Below are 24,332 nucleotides of genomic sequence, written 5' to 3' on the forward strand. Positions count from 1 at the left end.
TTCCGGCCTTGCATGGCACCGAAATGCCAGTTTGATACCTCTCAACGTTCTTCCTACAGCAGCAGGAACGCGCAGATGGCAACGACCGTCGGGAGTGCGGCTGACAAGAACAACAGCACAGGACTGATCGTCTCGTTGGGGAAATAGCGCTTGAGGATCGAATAGCCGGCGGGGTTCGGAGCGTTGGCGATCACCGTCAGGCCGCCCCCCGTCACAGCGCCCGCCACCAGCGCGTACTTGAAGGCATCATCGGTGCCTTGCACGAGCGAACCGAGATACGTCAGCGCGGCGTTGTCGGTGATGGCGGTCAGCGCCGTCGCACCGAAATACAGCGTCAGGTTGTCCATGCCGGCGAGCAACTCTTGCAGCCACCATTTCTGCATGCCGCCCAGGATGACGAGCCCGGCAAGAAACAAGGCCACCATCAGACCCTCGCGCAGGATCAGGCGATCCTGGAAGGCCCGATAGGCTTCGGCGAACCCGAGGAAGATGAGGAAGATCATCATGAACACCGCCGCGTGATGGGAGAACATCACGACACCGATCAGGCACAGCAGGTGAAAGCCGATCACCGGCAGGGGCGACTCACGATTCCACGGCACGGCCACGGCATCCAGCGCACGCAGATGCCGCCAGAAGAGCGCCGTCACGCCAATGGTGTTGACGAGGACGGCCGTCATCGCCTTCCAGCCGAAGTGCGTAAACATGAACGCGGTATCCCACCCCCACTTGCCGGCCACCATCAGCACCGGGGGGGCTGCATAGCTGGTCAGCGTCCCGCCGATCGACACGTTCACGAACAGCACGCCGATGGTGGCGTAGCGCATCGAAGTGGGAATCTTGTTGGTGTAGAAGCGATCGCGCAGCATCAGCGCGGCCAGGGTCATGGCGGCAGGCTCGGTAATGAACGAACCCAGCAGCGGCACCACCGCAAGCACGACGGAATAGAACGCCACCGTCTCGGGCAGCGGCAATACGCGCACGACGCTGCGCACCGCGGCCACGCAGAGCTGCAGGATCGGTTTCGATGCGGCGATCACCATGATGGCGAACACGAACATCGGCTCGGTGAAGTTGCGGCTTTCGAGGTAATCGATGGCCGGTTGGGCCCCCTCGGCGATGGCGATGATCAGCAGCAGTACCGCAGCCCAGATGCCGAAGACTGCTTCGACCTCGCCGAACAGATGCCACATGCCGGCGTTGGCGGTGTCGCGGTGGGCGCGCCGTTCGAACCACGGAGCAATGAAGGTATGCAGAACGGCCAGCGCAAAAATGAACGTGGCGGTGATTTCCAATGCGTGACTCATCGGATTGTCTCGTGTTGTTTTGTCATCGGCGTCCAAGGAGCCCCCCTCTTGAACGCCGTGCCATACTAGCACGCTGGTCCGGGCGTCCCGGTCGATCTGGCTCAGGCGACGGACCCGCAATCAGATTGGCGATGCAGGCCCGGGCGCGGACAAGTAAAATCCTGCCCCATGACTTCCGCCGCACCCGACACCCCCGCCCTGCCGACCGATCCGATCTTCGTCCACCTGCGCATGCACACCGAGTTTTCGGTGGAAGACGGCATCGTGCGGACGGACGATGCCATCGCAGCCGCCAAGGCCGACAACATGCCCGCGCTGGGCATCTCGGACCTGGCCAACCTGTTCGGCATGGTCAAGCACTACAAGGGCTGCCGCGGCAAAGGCATCAAGCCGATCGTCGCCATCGACGCCTGGATCACCAACGACGATGACCGCGACAAACCCTATCGCGTCCTACTGGTCTGCAAGCACCGCGCGGGCTACGGCCAGTTGTGCGAACTGATCTCCCGGGCGTTCCTGGAAAACAAATACCGCGGCCGGGCCGAAATCCGCCGCGACTGGCTGACCGCCGAGTCCGCCTCGGGGCTGATCTGTGCGTCGGGCGCCATGCTGGGCGATGTCGGGCTGGCGATCGCCGCCGGCAACATTGCCGCCGCCGAGCATGCCGCGCAGGACTGGGCCGCCCGCTTCCCGGGCAGCTTCTACATAGAATTGCAGCGCGCCGGGCATCCGGGGGCGGAAGCCTACGTGCAGCAGGCCGTGCAACTGGCCGCGCGCCTGTCGCTGCCGGTGGTCGCCACGCACCCGATCCAGTTCCTCAAGCGCGATGACTTCAGGGCACACGAGGCTCGCGTCTGTATCGCCCAGGGCTACGTGCTGGCCGACAAGCGCCGCCAGCAGCAATTCACGCCGGAGCAGTACTTCAAGACGCAGGCCGAAATGGCCGAACTCTTCGCCGACCTGCCCGAAGCGCTCGCCAACGCGGTCGAGATCGCCAAGCGCTGCTCGCTGTCGATCACGCTGGGCAAGAACTTCCTGCCGCAATTCCCCACCGACGGCATGTCGCTGGACGACTTCCTCGTGCAGGAAGCCAAGAAGGGGCTCGAAGAGCGCCTGGAACACCTCTACCCGAACATCGAAGAACGCGAACGCGAACGCCCGCGCTACTACGACCGGCTCAAGTTCGAGACCGACACCATCATCCAGATGGGTTTCCCGGGCTACTTCCTGATCGTGGCGGACTTCATCCAGTGGGCCAAGAACAACGGCGTGCCGGTCGGCCCGGGCCGAGGCTCGGGCGCCGGTTCGCTGGTCGCCTATTCGCTGAAGATCACCGACCTCGACCCGACCGCCTACGCTCTGCTGTTCGAGCGCTTCCTGAACCCCGAACGCGTGTCGATGCCCGACTTCGACATCGACTTCTGCCAGGACAACCGCTACCGCGTCATCGAATACGTGCGCGACCGCTATGGCCGCGACGCCGTGAGCCAGATCGCCACCTTCGGCACGATGGCATCGAAGGCCGTGGTCCGCGACGTCGGCCGCGTGCTCGATCTGTCGTACGGCCTGTGCGACCGCCTGTCCAAGCTCATTCCGGTGGTGCAGAACAAACCGCTGGGGCTGGAAGACGCGCGCAAGGAAGAACCCGCCATCAACGAGATGATGGCCGACGAGGCCGACGGCGAATCCATCCAGGAACTGTGGGAGCTCGCGCTGCCGCTCGAAGGGCTGACCCGCAACATCGGCATGCACGCCGGGGGCGTGCTGATCGCACCGGGCAAGATCACCGACTTCTGCCCGCTGTACATCGCAGATGGCGCGGACGCCTCGACCGTCTCGCAGTTCGACAAGGACGACGTCGAAGCCGTCGGGCTGGTGAAGTTCGACTTTCTGGGTCTGCGAAACCTCACGATTATCAAGCTCGCGCTCGAATACATCGAACGCCTGACCGGGCAGAACATCGACCTCATGGCGCTGGGCTTCGAAGACCCGGCCGCCTACCAGATCCTGAAAGACGCCAACACCACGGCGATCTTCCAGGTGGAATCGGACGGGATGAAGAAGCTTCTCAAGAAGCTCGGCCCCGACCGCTTCGAAGACATCATCGCCGTGCTGGCGCTGTACCGTCCGGGCCCGCTCGGCTCCGGGATGGTGGACGACTTCATCCTGCGCAAGAAGGGCCAGCAGGAAATCGACTTCTTCCACCCCGACCTCAAGCCCTGCCTCGAGCCGACCTACGGCGTGATCGTGTACCAAGAGCAGGTGATGCAGATTTCGCAGATCATCGGCGGCTACACGCTGGGTGGTGCGGACATGCTGCGCCGGGCGATGGGCAAGAAAAAGCCCGAGGAAATGGCCAAGCACCGCGAAACCATCGCGGAAGGCGCCAAGAAAAAAGGCTACGACCCGCAGCTTGCCGAGCATCTGTTCGATCTGATGACGAAATTCGCGGAGTACGGCTTCAACAAGTCGCACACCGCCGCCTATGCTGTCGTCACCTATCACACTGCGTGGCTCAAGGCGCACCACTGCGCGGCCTTCATGGCGGCGACCATGTCGTCCGACATGGACAACACCGACACGGTCAAGATCTTCTTCGAAGACACGCTGGCCAACGGCATCAAGATCCTGCCGCCGGACATCAACGCGTCCAACTACCGTTTTGAACCGACCGACGCCAAGACCATCCGCTACGGCCTCGGCGCGGTCAAAGGCGTGGGCGAGCCGGCGGTCAACGCGATCCTCGCCGCACGCGAAAAGGACGGCCCGTTCCGCGACCTGTTCGACTTCTGCAACCGCGTCGACCGCCGCCAGGTCAATCGCCGCACCATCGAAGCACTGATCCGCGCAGGCGCCTTCGACACCACCGACGCCGCCGGGCAGAACGCCCGCTCCAGGTTCATGGCCACCGTCGGCATCGCCATGGAAGCAGCCGAACAAGCCGCCGCCAGCGCCGGCCAGGGCGGCCTGTTCGACATGCCGGGCGAAGCTTCGTCGATTGCGCCGGACTTCATCGAAGCCCGCGTATGGACGGAGCGCCAGCGCCTGACCGAGGAAAAAATCGCCATTGGCTTCTTCCTGTCCGGCCATCCGTACAACAGCTCGCGCGCTGAAGTCAGTCGCTTCGTGCGCCGCACGCTGTCGCGTGTGGAGCCGCAAAAAGAGCCGCAGATGATGGCCGGCGTGGTCAGCGCCTTCCGCACCAAGATCGGCAATCGCGGCAAGATGGCCTTCATCCAGTTGGACGACGGCACCGCGCAGCTCGAAGTCACCGCCTACGCCGAAGTGCTCGACGCCAACAAGGACAAGATCGTCGCCGACGAGGTACTGATCGTCGAAGGCAAGGTCAGCAACGACGACTTTACCGGCGGCTACCGCATCATCGCCGAACGCATGATGACGTTGGCCGAGGCACGCGGCCGCTACGCCCGCGCGCTCAATGTGCGCATCAACGGAGAGGTCGCCGCGGCAGGCGGCGCCCGTGCGGCGGCCGACAGACTGCAGGGGCTGCTCGCCGGCTATCGCGGTACGCGGGACGAAGGTGCCTGCAACGTGCGGCTGCGCTATCGCAACGGGCAGGCGGAGGGCGACCTGCCCCTGGGCGAGAACTGGCGCGTCAAGCTGGACGAACCCCTGCTGGAAGCACTGCGCGAATGGCTATCGCCCGAGAGTGTTGACATCAACTACGGCTGACGCTGGCCGGTGTATTTTTTACGCAACATCGGGGCAAGAACGACAACGCACGCGGCTTGGCGAGGAAACGCAGGCCTTCCCGGCCTGGAGGACGACTTCCGTCTGTCGTGCGAATGCGCGCGCACAGCAAATCGTGAAAAACGACACTTGTTTTTGAGTCAGAGATTGCCGAAAGTAATCTCATGAAAAGTCTGACACGCTCCCTCCTCGTCACCGTGTGCCTGCTTTCCGCCGCCCAGTGCTGGGCGCAAGCGGGGCTGCGCGTGACGTTGCCGTCGGGCGCGGTGTTGGGCGATGCGCCCGCGGGCGCCAACAGCAGCCTCGTCCTCCGGTTCTCCGACCCGACCGGCAGCAGCGCCACCGCGGCCGGTCCTGCGTTGGCCACCACGCAACCTTTGCGCCTGTCCGGCAACAGCGACGACAGCTCGCTTTCTCGTTCGCCGACCGTATGGGCTGACTGGCGGCCTTTCGACAACGGCCTGCGGACGTCCGCCGGCATGATGTGGCGCGACACACTCAGCGAACGCACGCCCACGGTCGATGCGATGTCGGCCGCCAACTTCGACGTCCGAGACCGCGTATCGACGCCCTTCGTCGGCTTTGGCTGGGTCAGCACCAAATCACGCACCTCGCGCTGGAGCCTGTCGGCCGAAATCGGCGCTTACGCCAGCGGCGGCGGTGAATGCCGCACGGCTGCGCTGTCCTGCGCGGTGTCCTCGGGCATGGGGCTCAAGCCCGGCTCGGGCAACGATGGCATTCACTGGAACCCGTACCTCAGCTTCGGCGCTTCATACTCGTACTGACGCCACTGGCTGCGCGCGGGCAAACGCGGAATAATCGCGCGCCCGCCCCTGCAGTTCCCGCTTTCCACCATGCCAGCACCTCGCTTCCTCGGCCGCGCACTGCTCGACGATCTCTGCGCCCAGGCTGCCGCATCACCGCGCCGTCGCCGCAACCACAATCTGCACGCCAACACCGAAGATCCCGCGCAGCGGTTCTTCAATGCGCTGCAACCGGATTCCTACGTCGTCCCGCATCGCCACATCATTCCCGGCAAAGAAGAAACGCTCATCGTCGTACGTGGGCGCCTTGGCGTTCTGTTCTTCGACGATCGGGGCGATGTGACGGAAACCCGGGTGCTCAGCCCGGGCGGCGACGATTTCGGTCTGTTCATCCCGACCGGCTTGTGGCACAGCGTGATCGCGCTGGAGCCCGCCGTGTTCTTCGAAGCCAAGCGCGGCCCCTATCGCCCTCTTGAAGACAGCGAGTTCGCACCATGGGCGCCGGCCGAAGGAACCGACGGTGCGGCGACTTGCCTTGCGATGATGCGCAGGCACTTCACGCAGCCCTGATCGGACCCCGGTAAACCCCAGTCCGGCGATCAGATTCCAACGAGCGTTGCGGCGGCTCGCGGGGCCGGCATGGGCCGGTGATACACTCGCGCGGATTTTCCGATTCCCCCCAACGCCGTACCCGTGAATCCCGACAGCCACCTTCCGGCCTCCACCAAGCGCGTGCTGGTGATCGACTACTCGCAGAGCGGACAACTCTGGTCCGTCGCTGCGCGTATCGTCGAGCCCCTGCGCGCGCAGGCCGGCGTGGTGGTTCACGTCGAGCGCATCCGGCCGCAACCTGCTTACCCATTCCCGTGGGGGTTCTTCAGCTTCCTTGATGCCTTCCCGGAGTCGGCGCATCTCGTGCCGCCGTCGCTGGCGCCACTGTCGCTGACGGGCGAGGAGGACTTCGACCTCATCATCCTGCCTTACCAGGTGTGGTTCCTCGCGCCGTCGCCGCCGATCGTGGCCTTTCTCAAGAGCCCTGTCGCGGCCCGGCTGCTGCGCGGCAAGCCCGTGGTGACGGTCATCGCCTGCCGCAACATGTGGATGACGGCGCAGGAACGCATGAAAAACCTGCTGACCGGCGTTGGCGCGCGACTCGTCGACAATGTCGTGCTGGTCGATGCCGGCCCGACGCTGGCAACCTTCATCACCACCCCGCGCTGGTTGCTGACCGGCCGCAAGGATGCCTTCCTCGGCATGCCGCCGGCAGGCGTGGCCGAGCGCGACATCCTGCGAGCGCGCCGCTTTGGTCTCGCCCTGCGGGATGCGCTGGCGACGAACGCCGAAAAAGGCGACGGCCCGCTGCTCGCCGGCCTCGGCGCCGTACATGCCGATCCGCGCCTGTATGTCAGCGAGCGCGCCGGCACGCGCAGCTTTCACGTCTGGGGACGGCTGCTGCGTGCCATCGGCCCCGCGGGCGCGGCACGCCGCCGCCCATTCCTGTTGCTGTACGTGGCCTTCCTCGTATGCGCCATCATTTGCATCGTTCCCGTGAGTCTCGCCCTGCAGGCGCTGCTTCGCCCTTTCATGGCGCGGCGCCTGGCGGCACTGAAAGCGCGCTTCGAAGCGCCCTCCGGCTCGGGAACCGAACGTCTGTCCCTGTATGAGCACTGAAGTCTTCATCACCCGCACCGCGTCTTTCCTCCCCTTCGAACCGGTTGGCAACGACGAAATCGAATCCGTCCTCGGCATGATCGGCGGCAAGCCCTCGCGTGCACGGCGCATCGTGCTGCGCTCTAACGGCATCCGCCAGCGCCATTACGCCATCGACCGCGCCACGGGCGAGCCGGCGATGAGCAACGCCCAGCTCACCGCCCGGGCGATACGCGAACTGGGCGAAGTCGGCCGCGTCGACGCCCTGGCGTGCGGCACCTCGCTGCCTGACCAGCTCATGCCGGGTCATGGCGTGATGGTGCACGGCGAGCTGGGCTGGCCGCGCCTTGAGGTCACCTCGTTCGCGGGCATCTGCCTGTCGGGCACCGCCGCACTCAAGCACGCCTGGTTGTCGGTACGCGCAGGCGATGCCCGGCGTGCCGTGGCGACCGGCTCCGAACTGGCTTCGCCGATCCTGCTGGCACGCCACTTCGAAGCGGAATCCGAACACCAGGTGAACATGCTCGAAGCGCGCCCCGAAATCGCCTTCGAAAAGGACTTCCTGCGCTGGATGCTCTCCGATGGCGCCGGCGCCATGCTGCTGGAACGCGAACCGCGCGGCCCACTGTCGCTGCGCATCGAGTGGATCGAGCTGTCATCGGCCGCCCATGAACTGCCCGCGTGCATGTATGCGGGCGCGGACAAGCGCGCGGACGGATCGCTCGCAGGGTGGTTGCATCACCCCGTCAGCGACTGGGCCAGCAAGTCGATCTTCGCCGTCAAGCAGGACGTGCGGCTGCTCGACGAGAACATCGCCCGCGCCACGTTCGCCGAACCGCTCACGGCGCTGATCGCCAAGCACGGTTTGCGCGCGCAGGACGTCGACTGGTTCCTGCCACACATGTCGTCGTGCTATTTCGCCGACCGGCTCGCCGCCACGCTGGAAGAGATCGGCCTGCCGATCCCGCGCGAGCGCTGGTTCACCAATCTCACCACGCGCGGCAACACCGGCTCGGCCTCGCCTTACATCATGCTCGATGAGCTGTTCCGCTCCGGGCGCATCTCGTGCGGCCAGCGCTTGCTCATGTACGTACCGGAAAGCGGTCGCTTCTCCAGCGGCTTCGTCTGCCTGGAGGCCGTCTGATGGAAGTCGGCGCCGTCCCGCAGGAAGGCAATCGCACGCACGACGGACAGCGCAAGGCGGTCTACGCGCGCGATGCGCAGGGCCGCATCGTGAGCGTCGCGTCGCGCGGCTGGGAGGTCGAAGAGATCGTGACCACGCAGGCGGTCGACGCGCTTCGCGCCCTGGCCGAAGAAGCACGCCAGCGCGCGCGCCAGGGACTCGCTTCTCCACTGGAATACTGGATGCACGACCGTCGCATGGACCTGGCGCTCCTCGCGCAAGCGACCGGCATCTGGCGCTGGCGGGTACGGCGCCATCTGCGTCCGGCCACGTTCGCCAAACTGCCGGCGCACCTTCTGCAACGCTATGCGGATGCGTTGGGGCTCGACATCGCCACCTTGCGGAGCGTGCCGTGAACGCACGCTTTGAACATCGCCACGCGGCGCACTGCGAAAGCGGGGCCATCTCTGCGCTGCTGCGTCACCACGGGGCTGACGTCAGCGAAGCGATGGCCTTCGGCCTGTCGTCGGCGCTGTCGTTCGCCTACCTGCCCTTCATCCGCCTGCAGGGGCTGCCGCTGGTGGCTTACCGCATGCCGCCGCGCGCCATCATCAAGGGACTGTCGCGGCCATTCGGCGCGCGCTTTCGCTTCGAGACCTTCCGCTCGCCGCAGACTGCCGCGCAGCGTCTCGACGCCCTGCTCGATGAAGGACGCGTGGTCGGCCTGCAGACCTCGGTATTCTGGCTGCCGTATTTCCCGCAGGACATGCGCTTTCACTTCAATGCGCACAACCTGCTGGTATTCGGACGCCATGGCGAGCAATACGACATCAGCGATCCGGTCTTCGAAACGCCGCAAACCTGCGCCGCCGCGGACCTGAGCCGCGCGCGTTTCGCCAAGGGATTGCTCGCGCCGCGCGGCATGCTCTACTACGCGGAAGGCGTCGGCCGTCCGCAGCCCGATGCCGACGACATCCTGCGTGCGATTCGCAAGACCTGCCGCGGCATGCGTGCGCCCGTCCCGATCGCCGGTGTGCGCGCCATGCGCATGCTGGCCCGCAAGCTCGCTTCCCTCGACCCCGCGCATGCCGCTACCGCGCCCTTCGTCGGCCATGTCGTACGCATGCAGGAAGAAATCGGCACGGGTGGCGCAGGCTTCCGCTTCATCTACGCCGCGTTCCTGCAGGAAGCCGCGCAACTGACGGGCCGCGCGGGGCTGGATGTGTTCGCCGATCGCTTGATGCGCATTGGCGACGACTGGCGCGCCTTCGCACTGCGCGCAGCACGCATGCTCCGCGCACGCGAGCCGATGGTGCCCGCCGAGCTCGCGCGGCTGCTGCACGCGCAGGCCGACGCCGAAGAGCAGTTCTTCCGCGACCTCGCACGCGCATGCTGAACATCCAGAATCTTTCCTTCCAGTACGCGGGCGCCGTACGTCCGGCACTGGACGACATTTCGCTCAGCGTCGCGCGCGGAGAGATCCTCGGCCTGCTCGGCCCCAACGGAGCCGGCAAGACCACGCTCATCTCGCACCTGGCCGGACGCCTGACGATCCAGCGCGGCACCATCGACATCGACGGCATGGCACTGGAAGCGCTGCGCCGCACGGCCCCCACGCGCATCGCGCTGGCGCCGCAAGACCACGCTTTCTACCCCATGCTGTCGGTCCGCGAGAACCTCAAGGTCTTCGCCGCCGCCTCACGGCTGTCCGGCATGCGACTGCGCGAAAGGTGCGAAGCGTGCATGGCTTTCGCGCAACTCGAACGTTTCGCGCACACCCGTGGCGAGCAGCTTTCGGGCGGTCTCAAGCGACGGCTGAACCTCGCCATCGCGCTATTGCCCGAACCCGATCTGATCCTGCTCGACGAGCCCACCGTCGGCGTCGATCCGCAATCGCGGGCGTTCATCCTCGACGCGGTACGCTCGCTGGCGCGCGCAGGCGCGGCGGTAATCTACACCTCGCATTACATGGATGAGATCGAGGCCATCGCCGATCGCATCGCCATCATTGATCACGGCCGCCTGCTGCGCGATGCCACGCTTTCGCAATTGCTTGCCGAAGGCGCGCGGACCTTGCGTGTGTCCGCCGACGGCGTCGCGCCGCACGCGCTCGCCACGCTGCTCGCGCCGTGGGGCACGACCGCCGTCGACGGCATCACGGTCACGCTGGCACTGAACGCCAACGCGAACCCCGTGCAGGCACTTGCAGCGATCGAAGCCCACGGCGGCACGCTCACGCGCGCGCACTACGGCCACGACAATCTGGAACAACTCTTCATGCGCCTGACCGAGCGCTCGTTGAGGGATTGAGCATGCCAACACCGAGGCTCCCATGCTGCGCGCATTGATGGCAAAGGAGTTGCGCGCCCTGCTGCGCGACATCCACGGCCTGGGCGCGCTGTTCGTCATGCCGCTGGTGTTCATCGTGATCATGTCGCTGGCGCTCAAGGACGTGTACAACCCGCCGGTCCAGCAGTACGCCTACGCCGTCGTCATGAACGACAACGGCCCCGCTGCGCGCGAACTGGTCGACCGCTGGGCGGCACGGCGCGGCATCGCGCAAACCGCCGACAATTGGCAGGCGGGACTGGCCGATGCACGGCTGCGTTACGTGCTGGTGATCGAACGCGATTTCTCGCACGCGCTGTCGCTGCCCGCCGCCCCCGACGGCGTCAAGCTCCGACTGATTGCCGAACCCGGTCTTGACCCTGGGCTATTCCGCAGCACCGCTGCTGAGCTCGCGGCGCTCGTCGGCGAACTGCGCGCCAACGCGTTGCTCGATCGCTTCCTCGGCATGGCACCCGAAGGCGCGGCATCGATATCGCGCTTTGTCGCAGCCGAACGGCTCACGACGGGCGTACATCCCACCGCCGTTCAGTACAACGTACCGGCCTGGCTGATTTTCGGCATGTTCTTCGTCGTTGCGGCCATGTCGAACCTGTTCGTGCAGGAGCGCGACAGCGGCATCCTCGCGCGGCTCAACACCCTGAGCGTGCCGCCGCGCATACAGGTTGCCGCCAAGGCCCTGCCGTACCTGATCGTGAATCTCATCCAGGCAGGCGCAATGCTGGCCGTCGGCGCGTGGCTGATGCCGTTGCTCGGGGGCGATGGTCTGTCATTCGCGGGCGTGCACCCGGGCGCGCTGCTGGTGGCCGTGCTGGCGACCGGGTGCGCCGCCGTCGCGCTCGCACTCTTCGTGGCAAGCCTCGTACGCACGCATGCGCAGGCGGGAGCGGTCGGCCCGATCATCAACGTCATCATGGCGGCCATCGGCGGGATCATGGTGCCGACCTTCGTCATGCCGCTGTTCATGCAGAAGCTGGCCGGCGCTTCGCCAATGAACTGGGCGCTCGACGCCATGCTCGGCGTGCTTGTGCGCGGCGGCGACGTAGCCTCGATCGAACAGCCGGTGCTGCGCCTGCTGGCTTTTGCACTGGTGATGTTCGTCGCCGCCAGCCTGTTGTTCCGTCGCCGCATCCGTCACTGAATCCATGACCGACATCGTCACCCTCACCGCGCAGATCAAGACGCTCATCCTGGACGCCGCCGATAAGCCCGATCCGGCCGGCGGCATCGGTGACGACGAAGCCCTCTTCGGCCCCGAAGCGCGCCTCGCGCTCGATTCGCTCGATGCGCTGCAGATTTCGATGGCCATCCAGCAGCGCTATGGCATCCGCATCACCGACAGCAAGGAGACACGCCGCGCGCTGTCCAGTGCAGCCACGCTTGCGGCCTATCTCGCCGAGCGGGGCGCATGAGCGTGTATTTCGCCGGACGCGGGCTGGCCTGCGCGCTCGGGCTGGATGTTGCCGCTTCGGTCGCAGCGCTCGATGGTGACGCCCCCGTCCGCATGGTTGACCTGGACGACTTCGGGCGCTTCCCGTATCGACCGATTCCGTTCGACATGGCGGCCTGGTATGCGCGCGCGCGCACGCTCATCGAGCGCGTGGTCGCAGAAGCGGGCGGCAACGCCGTACGTCATGCGCCGCTGTTGGTGGCTTCATCGTCGTTGGACGTGGGTGCCGCCGAAGCCAACCCGGCCGACTTCATTCCCGACTGCACAGCATTCGCGCAGCGCATCGCGGAATGGCTGGATTGGCGCGGGCCGGTGTTTGCCGTGGCGACGGCGTGCACCTCATCGATCAACGCCATCCTCGCGGCGCGGGACATGATCGATGCAGGGTCCGCCGACGATGCGCTCGTGCTCGGCGTCGAGCTCGGCAATACGTTCACCCTGCGCGGCTTCGCCGCCATGCAGTTGCTCGCACCCTCCCGCGCGCAACCATTCGGTGCGACACGCAATGGACTGGTGCTGGGCGAAGCCGTCGCGGCACTTCGCTTGTCTCGCACGCATTCACGCTGGCGCCTCGCGGGCGGGGCCAACGTGGTCGACGGCACCGACCCCGCCGGTGCCAGCCACGAAGCTGTCTGCGCGATGGCGCAGCGCACGCTCGCCGACGCAGGCGTCGATGCGGCATCGGTGAGTCTCATCAAGGCACAGGCCGCGGGAAGCCCCGGCAACGATGCCACCGAAGCGCATGCACTGCGCAGCGTGTTCGGCCCGGACGTCGCAGTGACTTCGTTCAAGCACGTGATGGGACACACGCTCGGCGCCTCCGGTGCCGCGGAACTGGCGCTGCTCACGGCGAGCATCGAAGGCGGCGTGCTGCCGCGCGCTGACTACGCGTTCGACGATGCGCTCGGCTGCGCGCTGGCCGAACATCTCCCACGATCTCGCTACGTCTTGGTCGACATCCTCGGCTTCGGTGGCGGCCATGCTGCCGTGCTGCTCCAGGATTGCGAGGCGCCCGATGCGTGAATGCTCGCTGCGCATCATCGGCCGACATCTCGACGCGACGCCGCCGGATTGGCGCGATCGCCTCGCGGCGCGCCTGGGGGAGCGTCCCCGTCGTTTGGGCACGTGGACCGAACTGGCGCTGTACGGCGCACTGCGCTGCGTCGATGACGCGGCCGAAAGCGCCATGCCTGCCGACGCGGTCCTGCGGCTGTGCAGCCGGCGCGCCACGGCATCGCCCACGCATCAAGCGTTGATGCAGGCGCAAGACGGCCTGCCCATGCCATTCACTTTCCTGCAGAGCCAGACCAGCCAGACGCTCGCCGCACTCGCCGGACGCCTTGCCTGGCGTGGCGATGCCGTCTTTCTTGCGTCGCCCCATGCCGAAGACGCTTTTGCGCTGGCGTGCCAGGCCGCGGGGCCGACGGGCGTGCTGTTCGGCGTGCTCGAAGAAGACCCACTGCTGTCCCACTGGGTGAGACTCATCCCTTGCGAACCCGCCCACGCCGATGTCGTGGGCGACGCAGCCGCAACCGCAGCGCGCTGGCAGACATTGCTCTCAGCGTAAGCGCCCCGTCCGCGGCCTTGCTTTCTTGAACGGTCCGCAACAGCCCGACACACAAATTCGCAATTCGGACGGAAATCCGTTTGCGACCAAAACCCTGATGACTTAAGGCGTTCCGCCGAATGGCAGCGCCGACCGTTTGGCGGCATGCGGCATCAAGATGCGAACACCATGGCCGTTAACCGAGGCATCCGCAGCAGTGGTCACCAGGCCGCCAGGCTGCATGCCAAGGAAGAATGTCCGTGATGAGTTCGTTGCGCGCCCGTGCGCCCGCCCTGTTGTTCGGTCTGACCAATCTTGTCGTCGTATCACTGTTCGCATCGACGTGGTGGCACGGCGCCCTGTGGGGTGCGATCGCCCTTGTCGCACTCGCCGTGCTCGGCCCGCGTCACCGGACGAGCGTCACGGCGCCGGTGGCGGTAACCGCCGTGGAACCGGATGACGCATCGAGCACATCGCCCGCGCTGGCTTCGCTGGTCGCCGACGTGGTGCCACTGTGGAGCGGACATGTCGGATTGGTGCAGCAACAGATCAAGGACGCCATCGATGCGCTCAGCCACCAGTTCGCTTCGCTCTCCGAGCGCCTGGCTGCCGGCCACGAACGCGACCAGGCCGAAGGCGATGCGCTGACGACCATCCACGCCGCCGAACAGGGCTTGCAGGAGATCATCGCCACGCTCAACCAGACGCAGGATTTCCGCGTGCGCCTGATGGAGCAGATCAGCGGCGTGGCCGCCTACGCCGACGACCTGCGCCGCATGGCGGACGAAGTCGCCAACATCGCCAAGCAAACCAACCTGCTGGCGCTCAACGCCGCCATCGAAGCGGCGCGCGCAGGTGAGTCAGGACGCGGTTTCGCAGTCGTGGCCGACGAGGTGCGCAAGCTATCGACGCAATCGGGCGAGACCGGCAAGCGCATCCAGGAGACGGTCAACACGGTGGGGGACGCGATCTCCACCGCGCTCGAACAATCCGAACAGTTTGCCGCGCAGGAAAGTACCGCCGTAGCGCAGGCGCACGACGCCGCGCAACGCATCGTCGCAGACTTCAACACCACCGCCACCGGCATGCGCGCGTCCGTCGAACGGCTGCGCGAAGAACGTCAGGCGCTCGAATCGGACATCGCCGGCGTGCTGGTGCATCTGCAATTTCAGGATCGCGTGCATCAGGTGATCGATCACGTCACGCACGACATGGACCGCATGACGCAGGCCGCCGGCACTCTGCGCGACGACGTGCACGCCGCCGTGCCCGATCCGATCCACTGGCGCGACACGCTGGCCGCCAGCTACACCATGCTGGAACAGCGGCAGGTGCACGGCATCCAGTCCGGCGGCGGCGCCGCGCAGTCGTCCATCACATTCTTCTAACAACGACATAGCCACCATGAGCAAAACCATTCTCATCGTCGACGATTCGTTCAGCCTGCGTCAGACCCTGGTGATCGCGCTGCGTGGCGTGGGGTATGACGTCGTCGAGGCCACCGACGGCCGCGACGCACTGGCCAAGCTCGATGGCACGCGCTTCAACCTGATCATCTCCGACGTGAACATGCCGAACATGGACGGCATCAGCTTCGTGAAGGCCGCCAAGGCGTTGCCGGCCTATCGCTTCACGCCGGTGATCATGCTCACCACCGAAAGCGATCAGGCCAAGGTCCTCGCGGGCAAGGAAGCCGGCGTGCGGGCCTGGGTGCTCAAGCCCTTTCAGCCGCCCGCGCTGCTCGACGCCGTCGCCAAGCTGATCGCCCCCTGAGCGCACGCATCCCCTCGAGACAACAACACGCCATGAATGATTTCACTGCGACCGAAAGCGGGCCGGATACGCTCGCCCTCGCCGGCGAAGTCGGCATCTACAACGCCGATGCGATCAAGCAGGCATTGATCGCCTTCGTCAGCGACAACGAAACCCTACACATTGACCTGTCCGGCGTGAGCGATCTGGATACCTGCGGGGTGCAGCTCATGCTGCTAGCCCGCAGCGAAGCACTCGCGCGCGCCCGCACCATCCGCTGGAGCGGCCACAGCCAGGCAGTGCTCAACGCGCTGGAGACATTCAATCTCGGCGCGCTGTTCGACGCACCCGCCACCTTGCTCACGAACTGACGCAGGACTTCAAACATGGATCTTTCCGCCGCTCGCGACGCACTGGTGCAGGAGGCACGCGAACTGCTCGCCGCACAGGAAGCCGCGTTGCTCGACATCGAAACCTATGGCGCCGATGACGACCGCATCAACGCCATCTTCCGCGCAGCCCACACCATCAAGGGTTCGGCCGGGCTGTTCGCGCTCGACCTGATCGTCAGCTTCACGCACGTGATGGAAAGCGTGCTCGACCGCGTACGCAATGGCGTGCTGTCGCTGGACGGCGAGCTTGTGTCCACCCTGCTGGCTTGTGGCGACTATCTTGGCCGCCTGATCGAAGCCGTCGAAACCGGCACCGAAAGCGAAGACCCGGACCCCGAACGCCGCACGCTGCTATTGGCATCGCTCGAAGCGCGGCTGGGCCGCCCGTCGGCCAACGCTCCGGCCCCGACCGCAGCGCTGGAACAGACGGCTCAATGGGAGGCCGAAGCCGGCTCCGTCGGCAACGAAAACTGGCACCTGTCGCTGCGCTTTGGCCCCGACACGCTGCGTCACGGCATGGACCCGCTATCGTTCATCCGTTATCTCGGCGGCCTGGGCAAGCTCGTTGGCGTTCACACGCTGACCGAGGCGATTCCCGCTGCCGACGCGATGGATCCGGAGACCTGTTACCTCGGTTTCGAGATCGACCTGCAAAGCGATGCCAGCAAGGAAACGCTCGAAGCCGTCTTCGAATTCGTCCGCGAGGACAGCCGCATCCGCATCCTGCCACCACGCGCGCGTATCAGCGAATACGTGGCGCTGATCGAAGCCCAGGACGACAGCCAGCCGCGCCGCCTCGGCGAATTGCTGGCAGCCGGCGGCACGCTGACGCAGACCGAACTCGCGGAAATGCTGGCGATGCAGGCTGGCGAGGCGCCGGGCACGCTGCTGGGCCAACTGCTGGTGCAGGAAGACGTGGTGCAGCCGCCCGTGGTGGCCGCGGCGCTCGCGCGCCAGAAGCAGACCGAAGAGCGTCGCTCGCACGAGCAAAAGGTCATCAAGGTCGAAGCTGCCAAGCTCGACCAGCTCATCAACCTCGTCGGAGAACTGGTGATCGCCAGTGCCGGCGCGCGGCTGGTTGCCGATCGCGCCCGCCAGTCGGTGCTGTCCGAAGCGCTGGGCGAAGTGGCGCAACTGGTCGAACAGATCCGCGACCGCGCGCTGAACCTGCGCATGATCCCCATCGGCGAAGTGTTCCAGCGCTTTCCGCGCGTAGTGCGCGACGTCTCGCAGGAACTCGGCAAGCGTATCGAACTTACCATCACCGGCGCCGAGACCGAACTCGACAAATCGATGGTCGAGAAGCTCTCCGACCCGCTGATGCACATCGTGCGCAACGCGATGGACCACGGTATCGAACCGGTTGATGCGCGCGAAGCCGCTGGCAAGCCCGGCGTCGGGCAACTGCGCCTGCATGCCTACCACGAGTCTGGCTGCATCGTGATCGAAGTGAGCGACGACGGTCGCGGGCTGGACGCTGGCCGCATCCGCGAGAAGGCAATCGAAAAGGAATTGATTTCGGCCGACGCGCAACTGACCGATGCCGAAGTCCACCAGTTGATCTTCGCGCCCGGCTTTTCCACCGCCGCGAAAGTCACGAACCTCTCGGGGCGCGGCGTCGGCATGGACGTGGTCAAACGCAACATCGAACAGTTGCGCGGAGCCATCGAGATCGACACCGCGCCGGGTGTCGGCACCACGATGCGCATCCGCCTGCCGCTGACGCTGGCGATCATCGACGGGTTCCAGGTTGCCGTGGGGGACGCGGTATTCGTCATCCCGCTCGACATGGTCGTCGAATGCGCCGACATGCAAAGTGGCTCCGGCGGCCAGCACATCCTCAATCTGCGCGGCGAGGCGCTGCCTTATGTGCGCCTGCGCGAACTATTCGACCTGCCACCGGCCGACGCCGGATCGCGCGAAAGCCTGGTGGTGGTGGAGTACGGACAACATCGCGCGGGCCTGGTCGTCGACCGTCTGCTCGGCGAGTTCCAGGCGGTGATCAAACCGCTGGGACAACTGTTCCGTGGTCTCAAGGGCCTGTCCGGATCGACGATCCTGGGCAATGGCTCGGTTGCACTGATTCTCGACGTACCCATGCTCGTTGCATCGGGCGTTTCCCCCGAAGAGGCGGACGCGACCGGCACGTTGAATGCCGGCGTCATCCCACAGAAGTAACTCACCGGAGTTGAACGAATGAACTGGTTTCTTCGCCTGAAGCTTGCGCAAAAGCTTCTCGTCACCTTCCTCGCCTGCTCGGTCATCACGGCCGCGGTGGGCGTCTATGGCCTGACCCGCATCACGCAGATCGGCGGGCTGCTGGACGACACCTACCGCAACAACATCTATTCGATCCAGATGCTCGCCGACGCTGCCGGCCGACAGGCCGCGCACTCGCGTGCCTACAGCCGGCTGGCCTCGCTGGATGCGGATGCCGCCCGCGACACCGTGGAGCGCGCGCGCGGCCACTGGGACAAGTTCAACAAGGCCATGGCCGCCTACCGCGCAACGCCCCTTTCCGACAAGGAAGGCGCATTGGTCAAGCAGCTCGATGCGCAGATCCCCGACTACCTTGCGCAGAACGACAAGACGGCCGAGCTGGTTGCCGCAGGCAAGAAAGAAGAAGCCGCACAGCTCTCCAACGGCACCGCGCGCAAGGCCACCAACGCCATCGAAGAAACACTCGGCGCGCTGATGGATGAGAACGGCGACCAGGCCAAGATCGCGAACGAATCCGGCATGGCGGCCGTCGCCAACGCCCGCACCGTCATGATCACGCTGATCGCGGTCTCCGTGGCGCTGGCCATCGCGCTCGGTCTGGCGGTCACGCGCATCATCACCCGCCAGCTCGGCGGCGAACCTGACTACGCGGCCGAGGTGGTGCGCCGCGTTGCCGGTGGCGACATGACGGTGAAGGTCAATCTGCGTCAGGGCGACGAGACCAGCCTGCTGGCCGGGATGGGCCAGATGGTGACGCGCCTGACCCGCGTGGTCGGCGACGTACGCGGCGCTGCCGACGCGCTGGCCTCGGCCAGCGAGCAGTTGTCCTCGTCGGCTCAGGTGCTGAGCCAGAACGCATCCGAACAGGCTGCCAGCGTTGAAGAGACCAGCGCCTCGATGGAAGAGATCTCCGCGACCGTTGCGCAGAACACGGAAAACGCGCGCGTCACCGACGGCATCGCCTCGCGTTCGGCGAAGGATGCGGCCGAAGGTGGCCAGGCCGTGCGCCAGACGGTGAGCGCGATGAAGCAGATCGCCGAGAAGATCGGCATCATCGACGACATCGCCTATCAGACCAACCTGCTGGCCCTGAACGCGGCCATTGAAGCCGCGCGCGCGGGCGAAGCCGGGCGCGGCTTTGCCGTGGTTGCCGCCGAAGTGCGCAAGCTCGCGGAGCGCGCACAGGTCGCAGCGCAAGAGATTGGTTCGGTGGCGGGCAGCAGCGTGGAGCAGGCTGAACGCGCCGGCTCTCTGTTCAATGATCTGGAGCCGTCGATCACGCGCACCGCCGATCTGGTGCAGGAGATCGCCGCTGCGTCGCGCGAGCAGAGCAGCGGGCTGGAGCAGATCAACGTGGCGATCAACCAGGTTTCGCAGACCACGCAGGCCAATGCTTCGGCATCCGAAGAGCTGTCTTCGACGGCCGAGGAAATGAGCTCGCAGGCGCTGCAACTGCAAGAGCTGATGCAGTTCTTCCGCACCGAGGCCGACACCCTGCGCGCGCCGCGTTCGGCACGTCCGGCCGCACCTGCGATGCGCTCGGCGATGCGTCCGGCCGGCAGCGGGTCGGAGATCGATGAATCGGCTTTCGAACGCTTCTGAGGGCAAGCCCATGGAAGCGCCGAAACTGAGCGGGCCGGCCACGTCGGCCGGCATGCAGCAGTACCTGACCTTTACCTCGGCCGGTGAGTTGTTCGCCGTGCCGATCGCGCCGATCCGCGAGATCATCGAGTTCCCGGGACTGACGCAGATCCCGCTCACGCCCGCGTTCCTGCGCGGTGTGATCAATCTGCGCGGTGCGGTGGTGCCGGTGATCGATCTGGCCGTGCGCTTCGGGCGCAACGAGACGGCCATCGCGAGGCGCACCTGCATCGTGATCGTTGAAGTCGCGCTCGAAGATGGCGTGCATGCGATCGGCGTGATCGTCGATGCTGTCAACGAAGTGCTCGAAGTCGACCCCGCCCGGCTCGAAAAGCGCCCCGGATTCGGTACCGGCCTGCGCAGCGACTTCGTGTCGTGCATGCTCAACCTGGATGAGCGCTTCGTGGTCGTGCTGGACATGGAGCGCGTGCTGTCGACCGACGAGCTGGAACAACTGGTCGCATCGACGGCCACGGCATCGTCCGCGGCGGGCGCCGAAGTCTAGGGACGTTTGCCTCATGACGTCTGCGCTGAGCGAACGCGCGTTCCTGCAGCTCCAGCGCTTCTTTGCCGATGCCAGCGGAATCCAGCTGGCGTCCGGCAAGCAGACGCTTGTCGCCTCGCGGCTGCGCAAGCGCGTCGAGTTGCTGGGCCTGGCCAGCTTCGACGCGTACTGCGATCACCTGTCCATGCCGGGCAACGAGGATGAACGCCAGCGGGCCATCGATCTGCTGACGACCAACGAGACGTATTTTTTCCGCGAACCCGCGCATTTCGAGATGCTGTCGCGGCTGTTGCGCGGGCCGCTGTCTACGGGCGCGATCCGCATCTGGTCGGCGGCATGCTCGACTGGCGAAGAACCATATTCCATCGCCATGTCGCTCGCCGACCATCGCCCGGACGGCAATTGGGAGGTGGTCGCCAGCGATCTGTCCTCGCGCGCGCTCGAAGCCGCGCGCAGCGGCATGTTCCGCATGCAGCGGCTCGAACTGATGCCGCCCGGATACCTGCAGCGCTTCTGCCTGCGCGGCACGGGCAAATACGCGGGCAGCCTGCTCGTGCAGCGGGCCTTGCGCCAAAAGGTGCGTGTGATCGCGCACAACCTGCTCGACAGCGCCGCCCCCCTGGGCCGCTTCGATGTCATTTTTCTGCGCAATGCGCTGATCTATTTCGATGCGGCGAAGAAGCAGGCCATCCTCGGCCGCGTCATCGACCAGCTCCTGCCGGGCGGGCTGCTTTTTGTCGGCCACTCGGAGTCACTGCACGGTCACCGCCTGCCGCTGCAGCGTGTCGACAAGGCGGTGTATCGGAGAATATGAAAAAATGCCCGCCATCCCCCAACAGCATGCACGGTGCGGACCATGATCCGCGTGATGGTCGTCGACGACTCGGCGGTCGTCCGCCAGGTCGTGCAGGAAGTGCTGCGCCGTCACCCGGACATCCGCGTCATCGGCACGGCATCGGACCCGATCTTTGCGCTCCAGCACATGCAGCGCGAATGGCCCGATGTGATCCTGCTCGACGTAGAAATGCCGCGCATGGACGGCGTGACCTTTCTCCGCCAGATCATGGAGCAGCGCCCCACGCCCACGGTCATCTGCTCGTCGCTCACCGAACAGGGCGCGCAGATCACGCTCGATGCGCTGTCGGCTGGCGCCGCTGCCATCATCACCAAGCCCGCGCTCGGCGTATCGGATTTCCTGCGCGGGCACGAAGACGAACTGGCCTCGGCGATCCGCGCCGCCGCCGCGGCCAATCCGCGCCGCCTCGTCAACAAGCTGGTGGCGCCGAAACTGTCGGCCGATGCCGTATTGTCCGCGCCGACGGGTACGCGCTCGCTTGGCCGCACCACTGAACGCTTCGTCGCGCTGGGGGTGTCGACCGGCGGCACGCAGGCGCTCGAATTCGTCCTCCCCGCCCTGCCGCGCACGGCGCCCGGACTGGCGATCGTGCAGCACATGCCCGAGCGCTTCACCCGTAGCTTTGCCGAGCGGCTCAACAACCTGTGCGAGATCGAGGTCAAGGAAGCCGCCACCGGCGACCGCATCCTGCCGGGGCGCGCGTTGATCGCGCCGGGCGGACGTCACATGCTGGTCAAGCGCAATGGCGCGCAGTATTGCGTCGAGGTCGTCGACGGGCCGCTGGTGTCGCGTCACCGACCGTCTGTAGATGTCCTATTCCGTTCGGCGGCAAAGAGTGCGGGTGTCAATGCGCTCGGGATAATCATGACCGGCATGGGCGATGACGGCGCGAGAGGATTGAAGGAGATGTTCGACGCCGGCGCCCGGACCGCTGCCCAGGACGAAGCCAGTTGTGTGGTGTACGGCATGCCGCGCGAAGCCGTCCGGCATGGCGGCGTCAAGGAAGTGCTCAGCCTGGATCGAATTCCCGAACTCATCGTGCGCTATGGTCATTGAAACCTCGCTCGCGGCCCGCATCGTCGATCATGGCGTATTGATCGTCGACGACAGCGACCTCCAACGCACGCACACCGCGTATGCGCTGGAGACGCTCGGGGTCACGCGCGTGGCACATGCCAACGACGGTTTCGTCGCATTGCAGCGTCTGCAAACGATGTCGCCACCGCCGGCGGTCGCGATCATCGACCTCGAAATGCCGGGCATGGACGGCGTCGAACTCATCCACAGCATCGCCCGGCTCCCCTCGCACCCCGTGCTGATCGTTTCGAGCGCGCGCGAACCGGCCATCATCAGCGCCGTGGAAACCATGGTGCGCAACCTGGGCCTGCCGCTTCTCGGCGCCCTGCCCAAACCTGTTACGCGCGGCGCGCTCTCGCGCATGCTGGCGAGCTTTGATGAAGCCGCGCGCACCACCAAGCGCGATGCGTCCACGCAGGATTTTGGCGTGGATGCCGAAGGGCTGCGCAATGCACTGGGCACCGGACATCTGCGCGCATGGTTCCAGCCGAAAGTCGATCTGGCGCGGGGACGCGTCGAAGGCGTCGAAGCGCTGGCGCGATGGCTGCACCCGGATGGCAGTGTCATTCCGCCAAGCTACTTCGTCCCGCTGGCCGAACGCAGCGGCCTCATGCCGCAACTGACGCTGACCATGCTCGATCAATCGATCGCGGCCATGCACAAATGGTCGCTCGCCGGCCACGGTCTGTCGGTGGCCATCAACCTGTCGGCCAGCGCCATCGGCGACATGCACCTGGCCGATGCCATCATCCTGCGCGCCCAGCGTGCCAACATCGCGTCGGAACGCTTGATCTTTGAAGTCACCGAGACGGCGATGATGGAAGACGCCGCCGCCATGGGCACGCTGTTGCGCCTGCGACTGCGCGGCTTCGGCCTGTCGATCGACGATTACGGCACGGGCTTCTCGTCGATGCAGCAACTCTCCCGCCTGCCATTCTCCGAGATCAAGATCGACCGCAGTTTCGTCACCGGCGCCAGCGCCCGCCCGCGCCTGCGCACGATCCTCGAATCGGCGCTGGACATGGGGCGCCGACTGGGGATGCGGACGGTGGCCGAAGGTATCGAGACGGCCGAAGACTGGGCGCTGGCCAATGCGCTCGGGTGCGATTTTGCGCAGGGCTACTTCATCGCGCGGCCGACGCCGGCGGACCTGCTGCCGGCCGCGATCGAAGAGTTGCATGTGCGGATGGGATTGAAGGCACAGTAGGGAACCCCGGGGGTGCTCGGGGAGCGCCGTTCCCGGCACGCGCAGCAGTACAGGTGGCCGCGCTCCCGCGTGGTGGCCTTGTAGAAGCGGATGCGGTGATGGTGCTTTGATCTGGCGGCTTTCCGCAGAGGCCCGTGTGATTCCCACTACTGCGATCAGCCAGGATAGGGCCTCTCACCACCGCCGATGGATCAAGAGCAACACAGACGGCTTCCAAAGCGCAAGGCCGATCAATTCATATTGCATACACAAAACATCAGGGCGCCATCCCCCGTCCCGCACCCGACGCGTCGGGAAATGCAGGACAATCCGCCACCGCGTGCCCCATCCACCGACGCGCCAGCGCCGCGCAAACCTCGCGCGTGAGCACGTCGCATCGCTCATCCTCCGCCACACAATCCAGATGGCATACCACCATCTGCGCCACCGCCAGTTGTGGCGACTCTGCATAGCGCGTCATGGCGAACAAGGCGGCGGCGAGCGCGGAAAAGCGCGCGGCTTCGCACAGACCGGCGGCTTCACTTCCGCGCTGCACCGACATGCTGGCTCGCTCCCGGGGTGACCATTGCGTGGCGCCAGCGTCGGGCGAGCGCGGTGCAGACTTTGCGCAGGCGTTCGTCGCTAGCCGGATCGCATGCGACGCATTCCAGGTGGCGCACGACCATGCCGGCCTGCTCGGCGCAGGGAGCTTCCGCGAAGCGCGTCATGGCAAATAGCGTGGCGCCAGCCAGCAGGGCGGCGCTGTCGGGTTCGGGGACGATCGAGGTCATGCGCGGGGCCTCCGG

At 65.9% G+C, this 24,332-nt stretch carries 24 protein-coding genes; 21 read left to right on the forward strand and 3 right to left on the reverse strand.

Annotation, left to right across the window (positions count from 1 at the left end):
• Window positions 1-53: 53 nt before the first annotated feature.
• Window positions 54-1,307: a putative Na+/H+ antiporter gene (locus ACDA63_RS08615; RefSeq protein WP_373662815.1), complete on the reverse strand. Its 1,254-nt coding sequence runs from the start codon at window positions 1,305-1,307 to the stop codon at window positions 54-56.
• Window positions 1,308-1,475: 168 nt separating this feature from the next.
• Between ACDA63_RS08615 and dnaE the strand changes: the two genes are divergently transcribed.
• The 21 genes from dnaE to ACDA63_RS08720 all read left to right on the forward strand — a co-directional run bounded on the left by dnaE (window position 1,476) and on the right by ACDA63_RS08720 (window position 23,547).
• Entirely contained in the window at window positions 1,476-5,000 is a 3,525-nt protein-coding gene (gene dnaE / locus ACDA63_RS08620; RefSeq protein ID WP_373662816.1) for a DNA polymerase III subunit alpha, read from the forward strand.
• 182 nt (window positions 5,001-5,182) lie between these two features.
• Window positions 5,183-5,803 (forward strand): hypothetical protein, encoded by a 621-nt coding sequence (locus ACDA63_RS08625; RefSeq protein ID WP_373662817.1) that lies wholly within the window; start codon window positions 5,183-5,185, stop codon window positions 5,801-5,803.
• A gap of 69 nt (window positions 5,804-5,872) precedes the next feature.
• Complete coding sequence (locus ACDA63_RS08630) at window positions 5,873-6,352, forward strand: WbuC family cupin fold metalloprotein (protein ID WP_373662818.1); 480 nt, start codon at window positions 5,873-5,875, stop codon at window positions 6,350-6,352.
• A gap of 123 nt (window positions 6,353-6,475) precedes the next feature.
• Window positions 6,476-7,453 (forward strand): dialkylrecorsinol condensing enzyme, encoded by a 978-nt coding sequence (locus tag ACDA63_RS08635; protein WP_373662819.1) that lies wholly within the window; start codon window positions 6,476-6,478, stop codon window positions 7,451-7,453.
• Entirely contained in the window at window positions 7,443-8,576 is a 1,134-nt protein-coding gene (locus ACDA63_RS08640) for a beta-ketoacyl-ACP synthase III (RefSeq protein WP_373662820.1), read from the forward strand. Before ACDA63_RS08635 ends, ACDA63_RS08640 begins: the two co-directional genes overlap by 11 nt.
• Window positions 8,576-8,971, forward strand: a complete 396-nt coding sequence (locus ACDA63_RS08645; RefSeq protein ID WP_373662821.1) for a helix-turn-helix domain-containing protein — start codon at window positions 8,576-8,578, stop codon at window positions 8,969-8,971. Before ACDA63_RS08640 ends, ACDA63_RS08645 begins: the two co-directional genes overlap by 1 nt.
• Entirely contained in the window at window positions 8,968-9,951 is a 984-nt protein-coding gene (locus ACDA63_RS08650) for a BtrH N-terminal domain-containing protein (protein WP_373662822.1), read from the forward strand. The genes ACDA63_RS08645 and ACDA63_RS08650 overlap by 4 nt, the downstream gene beginning before the upstream one ends.
• Window positions 9,945-10,865, forward strand: a complete 921-nt coding sequence (locus tag ACDA63_RS08655; protein ID WP_373662823.1) for an ABC transporter ATP-binding protein — start codon at window positions 9,945-9,947, stop codon at window positions 10,863-10,865. The genes ACDA63_RS08650 and ACDA63_RS08655 overlap by 7 nt, the downstream gene beginning before the upstream one ends.
• A 22-nt stretch (window positions 10,866-10,887) precedes the next feature.
• Entirely contained in the window at window positions 10,888-12,042 is a 1,155-nt protein-coding gene (locus ACDA63_RS08660) for an ABC transporter permease (RefSeq protein ID WP_373662824.1), read from the forward strand.
• A 4-nt stretch (window positions 12,043-12,046) separates the two neighbouring features.
• Window positions 12,047-12,313: an acyl carrier protein gene (locus ACDA63_RS08665; protein ID WP_373662825.1), complete on the forward strand. Its 267-nt coding sequence runs from the start codon at window positions 12,047-12,049 to the stop codon at window positions 12,311-12,313.
• On the forward strand, window positions 12,310-13,374 hold the full coding sequence (locus tag ACDA63_RS08670; RefSeq protein ID WP_373662826.1) for a beta-ketoacyl synthase N-terminal-like domain-containing protein: 1,065 nt from the start codon (window positions 12,310-12,312) through the stop codon (window positions 13,372-13,374). Before ACDA63_RS08665 ends, ACDA63_RS08670 begins: the two co-directional genes overlap by 4 nt.
• A complete protein-coding gene (locus ACDA63_RS08675) occupies window positions 13,367-13,918 on the forward strand; it encodes a hypothetical protein (RefSeq protein ID WP_373662827.1) in 552 nt (183 codons plus the stop codon). Before ACDA63_RS08670 ends, ACDA63_RS08675 begins: the two co-directional genes overlap by 8 nt.
• Before the next feature lie 242 nt (window positions 13,919-14,160).
• Entirely contained in the window at window positions 14,161-15,285 is a 1,125-nt protein-coding gene (locus ACDA63_RS08680; RefSeq protein WP_373662828.1) for a methyl-accepting chemotaxis protein, read from the forward strand.
• 16 nt (window positions 15,286-15,301) lie between these two features.
• Complete coding sequence (locus ACDA63_RS08685) at window positions 15,302-15,670, forward strand: response regulator (RefSeq protein WP_373662829.1); 369 nt, start codon at window positions 15,302-15,304, stop codon at window positions 15,668-15,670.
• Window positions 15,671-15,702: 32 nt separating this feature from the next.
• Complete coding sequence (locus tag ACDA63_RS08690) at window positions 15,703-16,020, forward strand: lipid asymmetry maintenance protein MlaB (RefSeq protein WP_373662830.1); 318 nt, start codon at window positions 15,703-15,705, stop codon at window positions 16,018-16,020.
• A gap of 15 nt (window positions 16,021-16,035) precedes the next feature.
• Window positions 16,036-18,219, forward strand: coding sequence for a chemotaxis protein CheW (locus ACDA63_RS08695; RefSeq protein ID WP_373662831.1), 2,184 nt, complete (start codon window positions 16,036-16,038; stop codon window positions 18,217-18,219).
• Between the two features lie 18 nt (window positions 18,220-18,237).
• Complete coding sequence (locus ACDA63_RS08700) at window positions 18,238-19,863, forward strand: methyl-accepting chemotaxis protein (protein WP_373662832.1); 1,626 nt, start codon at window positions 18,238-18,240, stop codon at window positions 19,861-19,863.
• A 10-nt stretch (window positions 19,864-19,873) separates the two neighbouring features.
• A complete protein-coding gene (locus tag ACDA63_RS08705) occupies window positions 19,874-20,407 on the forward strand; it encodes a chemotaxis protein CheW (protein ID WP_373662833.1) in 534 nt (177 codons plus the stop codon).
• A 13-nt stretch (window positions 20,408-20,420) separates the two neighbouring features.
• Window positions 20,421-21,221 (forward strand): protein-glutamate O-methyltransferase CheR, encoded by an 801-nt coding sequence (locus tag ACDA63_RS08710; RefSeq protein WP_373662834.1) that lies wholly within the window; start codon window positions 20,421-20,423, stop codon window positions 21,219-21,221.
• Window positions 21,222-21,254: 33 nt separating this feature from the next.
• The gene (locus ACDA63_RS08715) at window positions 21,255-22,319 is read left to right on the forward strand and encodes a chemotaxis response regulator protein-glutamate methylesterase (RefSeq protein WP_373662835.1); all 1,065 of its coding nucleotides are present in this window, start codon (window positions 21,255-21,257) and stop codon (window positions 22,317-22,319) included.
• Window positions 22,309-23,547: an EAL domain-containing protein gene (locus ACDA63_RS08720; protein WP_373662836.1), complete on the forward strand. Its 1,239-nt coding sequence runs from the start codon at window positions 22,309-22,311 to the stop codon at window positions 23,545-23,547. The genes ACDA63_RS08715 and ACDA63_RS08720 overlap by 11 nt, the downstream gene beginning before the upstream one ends.
• Window positions 23,548-23,803: 256 nt before the next feature.
• Here ACDA63_RS08720 and ACDA63_RS08725 read toward each other — a convergent pair whose 3' ends face one another.
• Entirely contained in the window at window positions 23,804-24,088 is a 285-nt protein-coding gene (locus ACDA63_RS08725; protein WP_373662837.1) for a hypothetical protein, read from the reverse strand.
• Window positions 24,066-24,317, reverse strand: coding sequence for a hypothetical protein (locus tag ACDA63_RS08730; RefSeq protein WP_373662838.1), 252 nt, complete (start codon window positions 24,315-24,317; stop codon window positions 24,066-24,068). Before ACDA63_RS08730 ends, ACDA63_RS08725 begins: the two co-directional genes overlap by 23 nt.
• Window positions 24,318-24,332 lie beyond the last annotated feature (15 nt).

It is taken from the genome of Uliginosibacterium sp. sgz301328 (assembly GCF_041807905.1).
In the GTDB taxonomy this organism is placed as follows: Bacteria; Pseudomonadota; Gammaproteobacteria; order Burkholderiales; family Rhodocyclaceae; genus JBGVSA01.